The sequence below is a fragment of the Rhodococcus daqingensis genome, assembly GCF_042665615.1.
GTDB lineage: Bacteria > Actinomycetota > Actinomycetes > Mycobacteriales > Mycobacteriaceae > Rhodococcus_G > Rhodococcus_G daqingensis.
Window position 1 is genome coordinate 75,142 of record NZ_JBHTCS010000022.1, and the last position, 15,691, is coordinate 90,832.

A 15,691-nucleotide genomic window follows, 5' to 3' on the forward strand; every position below is an offset into this window, starting at 1 on the left:
TGCCGTTCCGTACCGATGGGGCGCGAAACCCCGAGGAGGCCTCACCGTGATCCTGCTGCTGTCGACGTCCGATACCGACCTGCTCAGCGCCCGTGCCAGCGGCGCGGAGTACCGCTGGGCGAACCCGTCCCGGCTGCTGGTGGACGACCTGCCCGGCCTGCTCGAGGGCGTCGAGCTGGTGGTGGTCCGCATCCTTGGCGGTCGTCGCGCCTGGGAGGACGGGCTCGACGCCGTCCTCGCCGCCGGCCTGCCGACGGTGGTGCTCGGCGGAGAGCTCGCGCCTGACGCCGAGCTGATGGAGCACTCGACCGTCCCCGGCGGCGTGTCCGCCGAGGCGCATTCGTACCTGGCCGAGGGCGGGCCGCAGAACCTGCTCCAGCTGCACCACTTCCTCACCGACACCGTCCTGCTCACCGGGTTCGGATTCGAGCCGCCGGTGCACACCCCCACCTGGGGTCACCTCGAACGAACGAGTGCGGTCGTCGACGGTCCCACGGTCGCGGTGCTCTACTACCGCGCCCAGCACCTGGCAGGCAACACCGAGTACGTCGAGACGCTGTGCCGGGCGATCGAGGCCGCGGGGGCCAACGCCCTACCCCTCTTCTGCGCCTCGCTGCGCACGGCCGAGCCCGAGCTGCTGGCCACCCTCGGCACGGTCGACGCGATGGTCGTCACCGTGCTCGCGGCGGGCGGCACCAAGCCCGCCGGGGCATCGGCGGGCGAGGACGACGAGGCCTGGGACGTCACCGAACTGGCCGCGCTCGACGTGCCGATCCTGCAGGGTCTGTGCCTGACCAGCAGCCGCGAGGCCTGGGAGTCCAACGACGACGGACTCTCGCCGATGGACGTCGCGACGCAGGTCGCGGTGCCGGAGTTCGACGGCCGACTGATCACGGTTCCGTTCTCGTTCAAGGAGATCGACGCCGACGGCCTCACCGCGTACGTGCCCGACCCCGAGCGGGCGGCCCGGGTCGCCGGCATCGCGGTACGGCACGCACGCCTGCGGCACATCCCGCTCGCGGAGAAGCGGATCGCGCTGTTGCTCTCCGCCTATCCCACCAAGCACGCCCGCATCGGAAACGCCGTCGGCCTGGACACCCCCGCCAGCGCGATCGCGCTGCTCACCGAGATGCGCGCGGCCGGATACGACCTCGGGCCGCTCGACGGGGACGACGCGCTGCCCGGTCTGGCCGCCGGGGACGGCGACGCCCTGATCCACGCGCTCATCGCGGCGGGCGGACAGGACCCGGACTGGCTGACGGCGGAGCAGCTCGAGGGCAACCCGATCCGGATCTCCGCCGCGCGGTACCGGCAGTGGTTCGCCACACTGCCGCAGGACCTACGCGAGGGCGTCGAGGAGCACTGGGGCGCCGCGCCCGGCGAGCTGTACGTGGACCGGTGCTCGGATCCCGACGGTGAGATCGTCATCGCCGCGATGCAGGTCGGCAACGTGGTCCTGATGGTGCAGCCGCCCCGCGGGTTCGGCGAGAACCCCGTGGCCATCTACCACGATCCGGACCTGCCGCCGAGCCACCACTACCTGGCCGCCTACCGCTGGCTGGCCGCCCGTCAGGACGAGGGCGGCTTCGGCGCGGACGCGGTGGTGCACCTCGGCAAGCACGGGAACCTGGAGTGGCTGCCCGGCAAGACGCTCGGCATGTCCGCGTCCTGCGGCACCGACGCCGCGCTGGGTGAGCTGCCGCTGATCTACCCGTTCCTGGTGAACGATCCGGGCGAGGGCACCCAGGCGAAGCGCCGCGCGCACGCCACCCTGGTGGATCACCTGATCCCGCCGATGGCCCGCGCCGAGAGCTACGGCGACATCTCGCGACTCGAACAGCTGCTCGACGAGCACTCCAACATCTCGGCGCTCGACCCGGCGAAACTGCCCGCGATCCGCCAGCAGATCTGGACCCTGATGCGCGCGGCGAAGATGGACCACGACCTGGGCCTGGCGGAACGTCCCGACGAGGACGTCTTCGACGACATGCTCCTGCACGTCGACGGCTGGCTGTGCGAGATCAAGGACGTCCAGATCCGCGACGGCCTGCACATCCTGGGCCAGGCCCCCGAGGGTGACGCGGAAGTCGAGCTGGTGCTCGCGATCCTGCGGGCCCGGCAGATGTGGGGCGGCGAGCGCACCGTGCCCGGCCTGCGCGAGGCGCTCGGGCTCAGCGAGGACGGCGACGAGGCCAGGACCCGCGTGGACGCGATCGAGGAGATCGCCCACGGGCTGGTCGCGGCCCTGCAGGCCGCGGACTGGGATCCCGCCGCCGCGGCACGGATCGGCGCGGCCCACGGCGAGCAGGTCGTCGCAGTGCTGGAGTTCGCCGCCGCCGAGGTGGTCCCGCGACTGCGTCAGACTGCCGGCGAGATCACCCAGGTGCTGCGCGCCCTCGACGGCCGGTTCATCGCCGCCGGGCCGAGCGGGTCGCCGCTGCGCGGCCTGGTCAACGTGCTGCCCACCGGCCGCAACTTCTACTCGGTGGACCCGAAGGCGGTGCCGTCCCGGCTCGCCTGGGAGACCGGCCAGGCGATGGCGGAATCGCTGCTCGCCCGATACCTGGCCGATCACGGCGAGTACCCGCGGTCGGTCGGGCTGTCGGTGTGGGGCACCTCGGCGATGCGCACCTCCGGCGACGACATCGCGGAGGTCTTCGCCCTGCTGGGTGTCCGGCCGGTGTGGGACGAGGCGTCGCGCCGGGTCACCAGCCTGGAGGTCATCTCGCTCGAGGAGCTGGGACGGCCCCGCGTGGATGTGACCGTCCGGATCAGCGGCTTCTTCCGCGATGCCTTCCCGCACGTGCTGGCGCTGCTCGACGATGCGGTCCGAATGGTCGCGGCGCTGGACGAGCCCGCTGCGAGCAACTACATCCGGGCGCACGCGCAGGCCGACCTGGCCGAGCACGGCGACGACCGCCGGGCCACCACCCGCATCTTCGGGTCCAAGCCCGGCACCTACGGTGCGGGCCTGCTGCAGCTGATCGACTCGAAGAGCTGGCGCAACGACGCCGACCTCGCCGAGGTGTACACCACCTGGGGCGGCTACGCGTACGGCCGCGGGCTCGACGGGGCGCCCGCCTCCGATGACATGCGCACCGCATACCGTCGAATCGCGGTGGCGGCCAAGAACACCGACACCCGCGAGCACGACATCGCCGACTCCGACGACTACTTCCAGTACCACGGAGGCATGGTCGCGACCGTCCGCGCGCTGACCGGGAAGTCCCCGGAGGCCTACATCGGCGACAGCACCCGGCCCGACGCCGTCCGCACCCGCACGCTGTCGGAGGAGACCGCTCGGGTGTTCCGCGCGCGGGTCGTCAACCCGCGCTGGCTCGAGGCGATGCGCAGGCACGGCTACAAGGGCGCCTTCGAGATGGCCGCCACCGTCGACTATCTGTTCGGCTACGACGCCACGACCAACGTCGTCGCGGACTGGATGTACGAGAAGCTCGCCGAGACGTACGTGCTGGACGAGCAGAACCGCAAGTTCATGACCGAGTCCAATCCCTGGGCCCTGCACGGGATCGCGGAGCGGCTGCTCGAGGCCGCCGAGCGCGACATGTGGGAAAAGCCCGAGCAGCAGACGCTCGACGGGCTGCGACAGGTCTACCTCGAGACCGAGGGTGAGCTCGAGGGAGAGTAGGTCTCTAGGCTGGTGCGCATGAGCCCCACGCTGCGCGAGATCGGTGCCGCCAAATACGTCCTGCTGACCACCTTCCGCAAGGACGGCACCGGGGTCCCGACCCCGCTGTGGGCGGCGCTCGACGGTGACCGTCTGCTGATGTGGACGGTCACCGACTCGTACAAGGTCAAGCGGGTCCGGCGCAATTCTCGGGTGACGATCGCGGCCTGTGATGTGCGCGGAAACCAGAAGGGTGAGGCGATCGAGGCCAGCGCGGCGATCCTCGACGACGCCGGTACGGACCACGCCCGCGCCGTCATCGCCCGCAAGTACGGAGTCCTCGGCTGGATCACCATGAAGGGCAGCCTGATCCGTCGTGGCAAGACCGGCACCATCGGACTGGCCGTCGTCGCCTGAACGGACCGTCGAGCCCCTCCCGTCGGGACGGTCCGTTCACGCCTGTCCTCGGTCCGCTACGAGCCCGTGCTGCCCGATCCGCCGGCGCTGCCCGAGCTGCCGTTGGAGCTGCCGTCGGAGCTGCCCGCGCTGCCCGAGTTGCTGCCGTTCCCGTCGGCGCTACCGATACCCGGGATCTCGCGCGTCTGGAACGTGATGATCACCGTCGGCAGCGCTCCGGCCTCCGCAAGTTCCTGGGTGCCGCCCGCGGGGACGAGGAACGATCCGCCACCGCCACCGGTGGTGCCACCGCCGCCACCGTAGAGGCCGCCGCCACCGCCGTCGCCGACCGCTCCACCGAATCCGCCGGACCCCAGGGTGCCCGGGCTCCCCCCGAGGCCCGCCGCGCCACCGGCGAATTGCGTGCCCGCCTGGCCACCTGCGGCGCCCGGCGCCGATACCGCCGCGTCGCCGCCGGCTCCGGCGACACCGCCCGCGCCACCACCGGGCGCCACGACCAGTCGTGACGCCAGCGCCGCCTCCCTGCCGCTGCCCACCGACTTCGTCGCCACGGAGGAGAAGCCGCCACCCCGGTTGAGGCCGGCCCCGCCGTCGACGCCCGACCGGATGTACAGGGTCTGACCGGGTGTCACGGCAAGATCGGTCACGACCATGCCGCCGCGGCCGCCCTGCGCGCCACCGCCCCTGCCGCCGATCGCCGTCACCTGCACCGACCGCACGTCGCCAGGGACCGGAAGCACGTACTCGTCGGCGAGTCCGCTGTCGTACGTGCACGTGGTGAGCGCCGGCGTGGTCGAGCACCCGACGGTGATCGCCGATGCGGTGCCCATACCGAACGCGAGGGCTGCCCCCGACGCCGTCAGCCCCGCGACGGCGGTGAGCCCCAGCGCCCGGCGAGCCCAACCCGAACCCCGACGTATACCCCGATCGATCATCAAAAATACCTCGCTGAATCGCGTTGATCCGGAGGCGGACGCCACCGGCGGGGGAAGCATGGCACGCCGACAGCGATCAGACATGGGGAATGAGTGAGCTGATTCCCCTCGATTGCGGAGCTAGTCTTCGTTGAACCCGCGAAGCCGATTCAGTTCGCGCCGTTCACGTTTGGTAGGTCGCCCGGATCCACGGTCACGCTCGGGCAGCGCGAGAAGCACCTCGCGCGGCGGCGGTGGCGGTGTGCGATCGATCAGGCAGAGCGCGGCCTCGGCGGCCCCCACCCGCTTCCTGATCACCCGCGCCACCACGACGATCCGCTCGACGCCGCCCGCACGCATCCGGATCTCGTCGTCGACGCGAACCGGCTGCGCGGGCTTGGCGGAGATCCCGTTGACCCGGACATGGCCCGATCGGCACGCGGCCGCCGCGGCCGAGCGGGTCTTGAACAGGCGGACCGACCAGGTCCAACTGTCCAACCGGGCGCTGGTGGATTCTTCGGCCGACACGGGAACCAGGGTACGTCGAGACTCCCGTGCACTCATCAACGCCGACTGACCCAGGCGAGCCGGACGGGTGGCAGGAACTCGCCGACCTCCGCGCGAACCCACCAGGCGCCCGTCGCCCGGTGCTCCCGGCGGGTGGTGAAGCGGTATCGGTAGAGGGTCGCCCGGACGAACGCCGGCGGTGCCGCGCGGAAGGGGTTGTGCCGAAGCAGTTTCAGTGTCGCGGGGTCGTTCTCCAGCAGTTTTGCGGCGAACGCGGCGAACCACGCGCGCGCATAGCTCGGCGAGATGGCGGCGAACCACATGAGCCAGTCGAGCCGCAGGTGATACGGCGCGAACTGGCGGGGGCGGCGGTTGACGTCACCGGGCTTGCCCTTGAACTCGTACTCCTCCCAGACGCTGCTCGCGGTGACCTCCTCGGCGGCGGTGCCCTCGATGACCACCTCGTGCCGGAGCCTGGTCATGTGCCCGAAGGCGCCATAGGTGTTCACCAGGTGCCACGGGTTGAACGAGGCGTTCATGAGCTGGCGGCGCGAGAACAGGTTCCGCAGCGGCCAGTAGCTCAGCACGAGGACGAGCGCGGTCACCGCGATCACCGCCCCCACGTAGGCGGGCGGTGCCGAACCGGACTCGGCCGGAACGGGCAGCACACCCGCGAAGAACCGGTCCGGGAGCACCGAGACGGCCAGCACGATCGCCATCCAGTTCAACCACGAGAAGTTGCCGCTCGCGACCAGCCACAGCTGCGTGACGATCATGATCGCTGCCGCGATGCCCGCGATGGGCTGCGGCGCGAACAGGCCGAACGGCACCACCAGTTGGGTGACGTGGTTCCCCGCGGCCTCCACCCTGTGCAGCACGCGGGGGAGCCGGTGGAAGTACCAGCTCAGCGGGCCGGGCATCGGCTGCGTCTCGTGGTGGTAGTAGAGGCAGGTCAGATCACGCCAGCAGCTGTCGCCACGCATCTTGATCAGACCGGCACCGAACTCCAGCCGGAACAGGAGCCACCGGAGCAGGAGCAGGATCGCCAACGGCGACGCGGTGTCGGCGTTGCCCAGGAAGACGGCCAGGAAGCCGGCTTCGAGGAGCAGCGATTCCCAGCCGAATCCGTACCAGGTCTGCCCCACGTTGACGATGGACAGGTAGAGCACCCACAACGTGAACCACACCAGCATGCATGCGGGCAGTGGTAGGCGGTCGGTCAGGCCCACCACGGTGAGCGCGGCGAGCGCGACACCGGTCCAGGCGAGCACGGCGAAGAACCGGTCCGAATAGTGCAGATGGAACAGGCTCGGATACCGGCGGAAGGACGCGGTCCGGAGGAACTGGGGGATCGGGAGGAGTCCGTCGCTTCCCATCAGCGGCCGGAACTGGTTCACCGCGGACAGGAAGGCAACGAGGTAGATGACGGCGAGCCCCTCCTTGAAGAGCAGCCGTCCCAGCGAATAGCCCTCCGCAACGAACCATTCCATGTCCGTCACCCCACGATGACGAGACGTTCACCGGTTGCCTGTTGAACCCGCCTGATGGAACCCGCCTACTGAAACGGACGTTACTCCTAGATCCGGCCGTCGGAGATGGTGAAACGTCACGACCGGGCGTGTGAACGCCGGTCGCGGACCCGGTGCACCCAGGACCTCGACCGGCGTTCACCTGTCAGATCGTCCGCGCTGTCAGGATCCGCTGCTGCCGAAGGAGTCGCAAAACGAGCCGCAGCCGTCACCGAGTCCGGGAATCAGACCGGAGCCGAGGGTGAAGGTGAAACCGACGAGCGGCGAGGCGCCTGCCTTCGCGAGACCCTTCTGGCCGCCCGCGGGCACCAGGAACGATCCGCCACCGCCGCTGCCGCCCGCGGCACCGCCACCGCCGCCGTAGTGGCCGCCACCGCCGCCACCGCCGGAGCCGTATGCGGCGCCGCCGATGCCGAGCGCACCCGCCTGGCCTGGGTTCGAATCGACGCCGCCCGCGCCGCCCGCACTGTCGGTACCCGCCTTGCCACCCTTCGCGCCGGTCGCCGATTCGCCCGCGTTGGCGCCTGCGCCTGCGGAGCTCGCCGCTCCGCCGCCGGGCGCGACCAGGATCCGCGAGTTCATCGCGCCGATCGGGTCGGACTTCACGGACTTGGTCGACACGCTGGAGAAGCCGCCACCCTTGGTGGTGCCGTTGCCTCCGTCGACACCGATCCGGATGTAGAGGGTCTGGCCGGGGGTCACCGGCACGTCGGCGGTGACCAGGCCACCCAGGCCGCCGGCCCCGCTGAACTGGGAGCTGCCGCCTGCGCCGCCGATCGCGGTGACACGCATCGTGCTCACCCCGGCGGGGACGACCAGGGACTGCTCATCGGGAGTGACGGTGTAGCCACAAGTCACGAAGGGTCCCGACTGGGCGCAGCCCGCGGCAGCGTTCTCGGCGGAGGCCGCCCCCGCGCCGGCGGCAGCAGCGGCGGCCACGGTCAGCCCGAGCGTGGCGGTGATCCCCACGGCACGCCGAGCCCGCGCCGAACCTGTGCGCCCAACCCGCATCGACTGCCTCGCACGTATTCCCATCAACCAACCTCACAGTGTTGCCTCGATCCGGGGACGGATGCCACCGGCGGATGGAAGCATGACACGCTCGCCGGGATCACAGGACGGTATCGACTCGATTTCAGCCGATCAGTCGATCGCGTCGAGATACAGCCAGCGGCCGTCCTCCCGCACGAACCGGCTGTGCTCGCGAAGCGAGTCGCGCTGCCCCGCGTGCACGTAGTGCGCGACGAACTCGACGGTTCCCTCCGCCTCGAAGAGCCCGCCGCCCATACACCCGAGAATGTCCAGCCCCGTCCAACGCTGATCGGGGTCGAGGTCCAAGCGGTCCGGCCGGGTGCTCGGATGCCAGGTACGCCTCAGGTAGTCCGTGGCACCGACCGCGAACGCGCTGTACCGCGAGCGCATCAGTCGCTCGGCGGTCGGGGCCTCGGTCTCGCCGGAGTGGAACCGGCCGCAGCAGGAGCCGTAGGTGTCACCGCTCAGGCAGGGGCAGGGGGAGGTCGATGCGATCACGGGTCCAGTATGGATGCGCGGCTATCGCCGCCCGCCGTTCCAGTACTCGAAGTGCAGGTGAGGACCCGACGTTTGACCGTTGCTCCCTGCTCCCGTGGGCCCGCCTGCCTTGACCACGGACCCCTGACGGGCGCTTGGCGGCATGTGCCCGTAGACCGTGGACGGTGGTTGCTGCGGTGTCGAGTCGACGACGACCCACTGTCCGGGCTGCGGGGCCGGGGCTGCCGTCGCGGCCGCGGCACCCCCGCAGAGGAGCAGGGCCCCAGCGCAGAGCGACAACATCAGACGGGGGAACGTGCACCGCATGGCGAATCCTCGATCGGTGGGACAGGTGCCGGATGCCCGGCGCGCCATCAACTCTCGCGGAGGTGGCGGCCGGATTCCATCACCACTCGGGATGAACCGACCCACCCACCCGTGCTACTGCGCCTGGCTCACCGACGACATGTGGAAGTCCGGGATCCGCAGCGGCGGCATCGCGGTGCGGGTGAACCAGTCCTTCCACTCGCGAGGCAGAGTCGGCTCGGTGGCCCCCACCTCCGAGACCCGTCGCAGCAGGTCGAGCGGGCTCTCGTTGAATCGAAAGTTGTTGACGGCGCCGGTGACCTCCCCGTCCTCGACCAGATACACCCCGTCCCTGGTCAACCCGGTCAGCAGCAGGGTCGCCGGATCGACCTCGCGGATGTACCAGAGCGTGGTCAGCAACAGGCCGCGCTCGGTCCGCGCGACCATGTCGTCGATGGTCGCCGCGCCGGCGCCGGTCAGCAGCAGGTTGTCGCCGGGCACCGCGACCGCGGCGCCGAACTCCTGCGCCGCGTGACGGGGGTAGGCGAGCGCGGTGATGGTGCCGTCGCGGACCCAGTCGACCGGATCGACGTCCATGCCGTTGTCGAAGAGGGAGAGCGAGTCACTCGAGGCCACCGTCGCGACGAAGGGCGAGTACTCGAGGCCGCGGGCCGCGGGATCCGAGCGCAGCGTCAGCGGGAAGTCGGTGAGCCGTTCGCCGATTCGGGTGCCTCCGGCCTTCGACAGCGCGGTGTGCCCCTCCTCGGCGCCACGGCCCTCCATCGTCCACATCAGATAGATCATCAGGTCGGCGACCGCGGACGGTGGCAGCAACGTCTCGTACCGGCCCGCGGGGAGGTCGACGGTGCGCTTCGCCCAATCCAGCCGGGTGGTCAACTGGGCCAGCAGGTTCGGTACCGACACGTCGGAGAAGTCCACGGTGCCCGCGCCGACCCACGCGCTGGCGTCACCGCGCTTGCCGTTGATCTCCACCGAGCCGGTGGGCTGGGTGAAACGCCTGCGGATGCCGGTGGAGGTGCCCAGCCAGGTGCTGTGGAGTTGATGGTGCGCGAACCCGTACAGCCGATCGGCCCCGTCGAATCCATCGGCCAGGTCACCCGCCAGGCCGCCGAACACATCGATGCCCGTCGAGGCCGCCGCGGCGGACCAATCGGGGTCGGCATCGCCCGAACCCGCGATCAGGTCCATCGCGTCCTCCGCCGGCCGAGCGGTCCGCGCCGCCTCCTCGCTCGCTCGCACCACCGCCGGGATCTGCTGCGGATCAACGGTGCTCGAACTCACCGTGCCCACCTTCGCGCCCTCGCCGTCGCGGACGATGGAGACGACGGTCCAGGTCCGGGAGGTGGACACCCCATTGGTGGTCATCGAGTTGCCCGCCCACCGGAGCGAGGCCTCGCTGGCGTCGGTGACCACCACCATCGACTCGTCCACAGTCCGCAGTGCGAGAACCCGCTCGATCAGCTCCTGCGCCGAGATCATCGCCCGCCCCCCATCAGGGTTCACTGTCCACCCTCCACCCGCGTGTTGAGCACGTTCACCGCGCGGAACAGCGCGGAGGGACACCCGTGACTGACCGCCGCCACCTGACCCGGCTGGGCCTTGCCGCAGTTGAACGCGCCGCCCAACTGCCAGGTGGAGGCGCCCCCGACCGCCTCCATCGAACCCCAGAAGTCGGTCGTGGTGGCCTGGTACGCCACATCCCGGAGCTGCCCGTCGAGGGCGCCGTTCCGGATCCGGAAGAACCGCTGGCCGGTGAACTGGAAGTTGTACCGCTGCATGTCGATCGACCAACTCTTGTCGCCGACCACATAGATCCCGTCCTCGACGCGCGCGATCAGCTCCGCCGTGGACGTGTCCCGCTCGGGATCCGGCTGCAACGACACGTTCGCCATCCGCTGGATCGGAACGTGGTGGGGGGAGTCCGCGTAGGAACAGCCGTTGGAACGCCCCAGGCCGAGCCGCGGGGCGAACACCCGGTCGAGCTGATAGCCCACGAGGGTTCCGCCGCGCACCAGGTCCCAGCGTTGCGAACCGACACCGTCGTCGTCGTATCCGACGCTGGCCAGTCCGTGCTCCTCGGTCCGGTCGGCGGTCACATGCATGATCTCGGTGCCGTATCGCAGCGAGCCGAGCTTGTCCGGGGTCGCGAACGAGGTGCCCGCGTAGGCCGCCTCGTAGCCGATTGCCCGGTCGTATTCGGTTGCATGACCGATGGATTCGTGAATGGTCAGCCACAGGTTGGTCGGATCGATGACCAGGTCCGTCGGACCCGCCGTCACCGACGGCGCCTTGGACTTCTCCGCCAGCCATTCCGGGATCCGCGCCAACTCCGTCGCCCAGTCCCAGGAACCCGGGCCGGCACCCTCGGCCAGGTATTCCCACCCGCGCCCGACCGGGGGAGCGAGGGTGCGCATGGTCTCGAAGCTGCCCGCCGACTGGTCGACGGCGGTCGCCTCCAGCTGTGGGTGCAGGCGAACCCGCTGTTGGGTGATGCTCGATCCGGCCAGGTCCGCGTAGAAGGTCTGCTCCTTGACCTGCATCACGCCGGCCGTGACGTGGTCGACCCCGTCGGCGGCCGACAGCCGGCCCGAATAGTCGGTGAGCAGTTCGATCTTCTCGGCCGTCCGGACCTCGAACGGATCGACCTCGTAGCCGGACACCCAGACCGCGTCGCGGTGAACGGGTTCCGGTGCCAACTCCACCCGATCCCTGTTGAGCGCGCGCAACGCCCGGGCCACCTCGACCGCCTGTGCCGCGGTGCGGGCGGCGGCATCGGGGGCCAACTCCGCATGCGAGGCGAACCCCCACGTCCCGTCCACCACCACCCGCACGGCCATGCCGAGTTCGGAACCGTCGACCGCCGACTGCACGGCCCCGTCCCGGAGCCGAATCGACTGGGTGAGCAGCCGATGCACCCGCAGATCGGCGTGGGTGGCGCCCGCGGACGTGGCCGCGGAGAGCGCAGCGTCCGCGAGGGCGCGTAGCGGCAGGGCGAGAAAGTCGGGGTCGACATCGCGGGTGGCGGTCACGGGTCACACGCTACCGCTCAGGCGAACTGCTGCCAGCCCAGCCGGATGACCATCACCACGACCACCACCAGGAGCACGATCCGGATGAAGCCCGCGCCCTTCGCGAGTGCCATCCGCGCGCCGACGACGGCACCGAGCACGTTGCACGCCGCCATCGCCAGGCCGAGGGTCCACCACACGTTTCCGGTCGCGGCGAAGTAGACGAGCGCACCGAAATTGGAGCCGAGGTTGATCACCTTGGCCATCGCGGCGCTGCGGACGAACTCCGTGCCCAGCATCACGGCGAAGGTGATGATCAGGAAGGTGCCCGTCCCCGGGCCGAACAGTCCGTCGTAGAACCCGATGGCACCGCCCGCGACCAGCACCGTCGTCCACACCCGCAGCTGACTCGGCCGGTGATGGATCAGGGTGGTACCCAATGTCGGTCGCATCGTGACGAACACCGCGACCGCGATGAGCAGCACCATGATGATCGGGATGAACAGGGCCCTGTCGATCAGCGACACGGCGGCCGCCCCGAGCCCGGCGAACACCGCGGCCAGCACGCCTGCGGGGACCATCAGCCGCCACTGCAGGGCGACCTTCCGGCTGAAGGTGAACACGGCTGCGGCGGTGCCGTTGATGGCCGTGAGCTTGTTCGTCGCCAACGCCATCTGCGGGCTCAGCTGGGGCATGGTGATCAGGATCGCCGGGAGCAGAATCAGCCCACCCCCGCCGACCACGGCATCCACCCATCCGGCCGCGGTCGCCGCGGCCATCAGTACTCCCCAGTCGAGCCATGCCATGGGTCAGACTCAATCACAGAACCGGTCCCGGGCCGTTACTCCTAGGCTGTGGTCATGCGGAGGTTCAGCCTGTGGCTACGGGGGAAGCCGTTCGTCGCCGACTCCATGCTGGCGGCGATCCTCTTCGTGCTCGAATGCCTGTCGGCACCGAACAGCCGGGCCCCGTGGTTGTTCGTGCTGCTCGGCCTCGCGCTGTGTGTACCGATCGCGTTCCGGCGCCGGCATCCCGTCCTGGCCGCGGGCGCCATCCTCGGACTCTCGATCCTGACCACGCTGATCAGTAGTTGGCTCGGCGACGAGACCGTCACCCATCCGGGCCAGCTCGGCCTGGCCGTGATGCTGTACACCCTCGTCGCCTACGTCGGCAGGAAGCCTGCCGCGCTCTACCTGGTCGGGCTCGCGGCCGACTCGGCCCTGGCGATCTGGCTACTGCACCAGGAGCTCGGGACCACCGCGGCGTTCATCTCGTTGTTCTATGCGCTGTCCTGGATCACGGCCGAGTTCCTCGGCGCCCGACGGCTGTACGACGAGGAGGTCGCGGCGCGGCTCGCGGTCGCCGAGTACGACCGGGACCGTCGCGCGGAGGAGGCAGTTGCAGCGGAGCGAACCCGCATCGCCCGCGAGCTGCACGATGTCGTCGCACACGCGGTGAGCGTCATGGTGGTGCAGGCGGACGGCGCGTCCTATGCGGTGCGACGCAATCCCGACGCCGCGGAGCGCGCGGTCGGCAACATCGCGAGCACCGGCAGGCAGGCGCTCACCGAGCTGCGGCGCACGGTCGCGCTGCTGCGCACCGAACAGACGCCCGCGGAGCTGCCACAGCACGGGACGGCGGGCGTGGCAAAGGTCGTCGACATGATGCGCGACGCGGGCTTGCACGTGGAGCTCGAGATGACGGGCGAGCTCGACGACATCAGGCCCGCGCTGAGTCTCGGTATCCACCGCGTCGTGCAGGAGTCGCTGACGAACGTTCTCCGGCATGCCGGCGCCTCGCCCCGTGCTCAGGTCCGGGTGCGCAGGCGTGACGACGACGTGCTCGTGGAGATCACCGACAACGGGCGCGGATCGAGTCAGTTCACCCAGGGCTCGGGGAACGGGCTGGTCGGGATGCGGGAGCGGGTGGCGGTGCTGCAGGGCAACCTCGAGACCGGGCGGGAACCGGACGGGAGTTGGCGCGTCCGAGCAGAGTTGCCGCTGCATCCCGACGACTAGGTGGCGCCCGTCCCGACCGACGGATTCGGGAGATCGGGGGATTGTCATGAACTGAACATGCGTCTATGTTTCCCCATGGCAGAAAGAGACCCGGATCACGTCGGACGTCTCTTTGGGGGTGGGTAACCGAGGGAGAATCCGCGTGGCCGTGACAATCGGGGGTAGGCGTTTGATTCTGGCGGCGAGCGCGCTCGCGGCCGCGCTGGGATTGGTCTCGCCCGCGGCAGCGGCGCCGGCGCAGCCCGTCGAGTACGTGAACCTTGGTGACAGCTTCAGCGCGGGTTCCGGCGTGTATCCCGTTGTGCCCATGGCGGTCTCGCAGTGCATGCAGTCTGAGCGGAACTTCTCCCACATCGTTGCGCAGGAGCTCGGCTATCACCTGACCGATGTGAGTTGCGGCGGCGCGAAGACAGAGGACTTCTATGCGCCGCAGCACCCGGGCACGCGTGCGCAGCTCGATGCGTTGACGCCGACGACCGAGTTGGTCACCCTGATGATCGGGGGCAACAACAACAACACCTTTGGCGGCGCGATGGCGTCCTGCATCGGCGCGATGATCACCCGTCCGGGTGCGCTGGACCCCTGCAGGGCGCAGTACGGTGCCAGCCTCTCCGAGCCGATCGAGACCCAGACGTATCCGGCGCTGGTCAAGGCGCTCGGCGACATTCGCGCCAAGTCTCCGCGGGCCCAGATCGTCATCGCGGGCTACCCGTGGCTGCTGCCCGCGAGCGGCAGCTGTGCGCCGCAGATGCCCATCGCCCCCGGCGATGTCCCGTACCTCCGCGACCTCCAGGCCACTCTCAACGACACCGTTCGGCGAGCGGCACAGGAGACGGGCGCGACGTTTGTGGACATGTCGCAGGTGTCGGAGGGTCGCGACGGCTGCAAGCCCGTCGGCGAGCGCTGGATCGAGCCGATGCTCTTCGCGACCCAGCCTGTCCCGGTTCACCCGAACGCGGACGGTGAGCGGGCGCTGGCAGTCGAGGTGCTGAAGGCGATCGGCGCAGGGAACGCGCAGACCGGCTAGAGGCGACCGGCAACGAACTGTGCGGCCCCGATGGTCGTCCCGTTCACGGGATACAACGCATGAAGGACGTTGGGGCGACCGAGCGGGGAACCATCGCAGATGTTGTCGCCGGGAGCGCAGATGTCGATGGTCCTGGGACCGAGAAGCGGCCCGATGACGATCGGCGGATTCCCCGCGTCGCGCATGAACCGATCCGAAGGCTTTCCGAAAAGAACGACCGCGGCAACGTGGCCGGCCACATCCGGCGACAATGGCCCGGGTAGGGCCAGCTCAGGAGGTAATCCGGCGGGACTTCCGGCCTCGGTGACAAAACCGGCAACGGCCGCACCCTGGGAGTAGCCTCCGACCACAATCCTCGTGCTGGGGCAGCTTGCCGCAATGAACTGAACCCGAGAATTCATGTCCCGCATCCCCTCGACGAAGGTGTGGGCGAACCCTCGTCGGTCGTCAAAATTGCTGCCGGCACGGTAATTGACGGCGTGCACCCCGATCGACCGCGCGCCCGCGAACAAGCGCAGCGATTCGATGAATGAGAGTCCTGTGGCGCCAACACCCATCTCTTCGCCGGTACCCCGGGCGAACACCACCTCGACGTCGGGGCATGGCTGGGCGGATGCGGGCGGGGGCTCGAAGGATACGCAGGTCAGCGCACCAAACATCACCGTCGCGGCGCCGATGAATCGAGCGGACGTGCGTGTCCCCATGGGCCAACATTACCTTCAGGGACGTCGCGTCCACATGCTTCCTTGCCGCACTCGGCCAGCGGGACACCGAGACCAGGTGTCGGACCCCGGCGGTAGACTTCGA

At 69.8% G+C, this 15,691-nt stretch carries 14 protein-coding genes; 4 read left to right on the top strand and 10 right to left on the bottom strand.

Annotated features, from left to right (window positions below):
- Positions 1–46: 46 nt before the first annotated feature.
- Positions 47–3,649: a cobaltochelatase subunit CobN gene (gene cobN / locus ACFQS9_RS18180; protein ID WP_378407199.1), complete on the top strand. Its 3,603-nt coding sequence runs from the start codon at positions 47–49 to the stop codon at positions 3,647–3,649.
- A gap of 18 nt (positions 3,650–3,667) precedes the next feature.
- Positions 3,668–4,045, top strand: coding sequence for a PPOX class F420-dependent oxidoreductase (locus ACFQS9_RS18185; RefSeq protein ID WP_378407201.1), 378 nt, complete (start codon positions 3,668–3,670; stop codon positions 4,043–4,045).
- Positions 4,046–4,101: 56 nt separating this feature from the next.
- Here the strand turns inward: ACFQS9_RS18185 and ACFQS9_RS18190 are convergent, their stop codons facing one another.
- From ACFQS9_RS18190 to ACFQS9_RS18230, 9 genes are all read right to left on the bottom strand, one after another.
- Positions 4,102–4,980: a hypothetical protein gene (locus tag ACFQS9_RS18190; RefSeq protein ID WP_378407203.1), complete on the bottom strand. Its 879-nt coding sequence runs from the start codon at positions 4,978–4,980 to the stop codon at positions 4,102–4,104.
- 120 nt (positions 4,981–5,100) lie between these two features.
- Entirely contained in the window at positions 5,101–5,523 is a 423-nt protein-coding gene (locus ACFQS9_RS18195) for an RNA-binding S4 domain-containing protein (RefSeq protein ID WP_378407205.1), read from the bottom strand.
- Positions 5,523–6,956 carry a lipase maturation factor family protein gene (locus ACFQS9_RS18200; RefSeq protein ID WP_378407207.1) on the bottom strand — a complete coding sequence of 478 codons (1,434 nt, stop codon included), beginning with the start codon at positions 6,954–6,956 and terminating at the stop codon, positions 5,523–5,525. Before ACFQS9_RS18200 ends, ACFQS9_RS18195 begins: the two co-directional genes overlap by 1 nt.
- Positions 6,957–7,157: 201 nt before the next feature.
- Positions 7,158–8,030, bottom strand: coding sequence for a hypothetical protein (locus tag ACFQS9_RS18205; protein WP_378407209.1), 873 nt, complete (start codon positions 8,028–8,030; stop codon positions 7,158–7,160).
- A 108-nt stretch (positions 8,031–8,138) separates the two neighbouring features.
- Positions 8,139–8,525, bottom strand: coding sequence for a YchJ family protein (locus tag ACFQS9_RS18210; RefSeq protein WP_378407211.1), 387 nt, complete (start codon positions 8,523–8,525; stop codon positions 8,139–8,141).
- A gap of 21 nt (positions 8,526–8,546) precedes the next feature.
- Positions 8,547–8,879: a M23 family metallopeptidase gene (locus tag ACFQS9_RS18215; protein WP_378407213.1), complete on the bottom strand. Its 333-nt coding sequence runs from the start codon at positions 8,877–8,879 to the stop codon at positions 8,547–8,549.
- 66 nt (positions 8,880–8,945) lie between these two features.
- A complete protein-coding gene (locus ACFQS9_RS18220; protein ID WP_378407505.1) occupies positions 8,946–10,310 on the bottom strand; it encodes a metallopeptidase TldD-related protein in 1,365 nt (454 codons plus the stop codon).
- A 20-nt stretch (positions 10,311–10,330) separates the two neighbouring features.
- Entirely contained in the window at positions 10,331–11,860 is a 1,530-nt protein-coding gene (locus ACFQS9_RS18225) for a TldD/PmbA family protein (RefSeq protein ID WP_378407215.1), read from the bottom strand.
- Between the two features lie 17 nt (positions 11,861–11,877).
- The gene (locus ACFQS9_RS18230) at positions 11,878–12,645 is read right to left on the bottom strand and encodes a TSUP family transporter (RefSeq protein ID WP_378407218.1); all 768 of its coding nucleotides are present in this window, start codon (positions 12,643–12,645) and stop codon (positions 11,878–11,880) included.
- 54 nt (positions 12,646–12,699) lie between these two features.
- Here ACFQS9_RS18230 and ACFQS9_RS18235 point away from each other — a divergent pair, with 54 nt between their 5' ends.
- Both ACFQS9_RS18235 and ACFQS9_RS18240 read left to right on the top strand, forming a co-directional pair.
- On the top strand, positions 12,700–13,857 hold the full coding sequence (locus ACFQS9_RS18235) for a sensor histidine kinase (RefSeq protein WP_378407220.1): 1,158 nt from the start codon (positions 12,700–12,702) through the stop codon (positions 13,855–13,857).
- Between the two features lie 142 nt (positions 13,858–13,999).
- Positions 14,000–14,884: an SGNH/GDSL hydrolase family protein gene (locus tag ACFQS9_RS18240; protein ID WP_378407222.1), complete on the top strand. Its 885-nt coding sequence runs from the start codon at positions 14,000–14,002 to the stop codon at positions 14,882–14,884.
- Here the strand turns inward: ACFQS9_RS18240 and ACFQS9_RS18245 are convergent.
- A complete protein-coding gene (locus ACFQS9_RS18245) occupies positions 14,881–15,588 on the bottom strand; it encodes a cutinase family protein (protein ID WP_378407224.1) in 708 nt (235 codons plus the stop codon). The genes ACFQS9_RS18240 and ACFQS9_RS18245 overlap by 4 nt on opposite strands.
- Positions 15,589–15,691 lie beyond the last annotated feature (103 nt).